Consider the following 415-nt stretch of genomic DNA (forward strand, 5'->3'; position numbering starts at 1 on the left):
ACAGGGAAAGAAGTATTACGACGCGCTCAAGTCGGTACACAATTTGGTGAAGGACGCACGCAAGGTGCAGCAGACCGTGCTGCTCGTGGGGGAAATATCGGACATCTACGTGAACTCGTTCCAGAAGATGCTTGCCGACGAGAACTACACGACGGACGAGCTGGCCGCCATCGCTTCGGGCTACACGAAGATGCTGGAGGAGAGCAGCGGGATGCTCGACGAGCTGAAGACGGTCGTCACGCAGACCGGCCTGTCAATGACGGACAAGGAGCGCATGGACCTGATAGACCGCATCTACCGCGATGTGAAGAACCACCGCAACTTAGTGCGCTACTACACGAACCGCAACATCGGCGTGTCGTACCTCCGGGCAAAGGAGAAGAACGACACGCGGCGCGTGCTCGACCTGTACGGG

Annotated in this window: 1 protein-coding gene; it reads left to right on the top strand. The window is 58.3% G+C overall.

The genetic code is table 11. The annotated features are described in order from the left end of the window. On the top strand, positions 1 to 415 hold a 415-nt coding region (locus M3090_RS15655), incomplete at both ends, for a conjugal transfer protein (RefSeq protein WP_249057806.1).

The sequence above is a fragment of the Bacteroides sp. ET71 genome (genome assembly GCF_023336905.1).
Classification (GTDB): Bacteria; Bacteroidota; Bacteroidia; order Bacteroidales; family Bacteroidaceae; genus Bacteroides.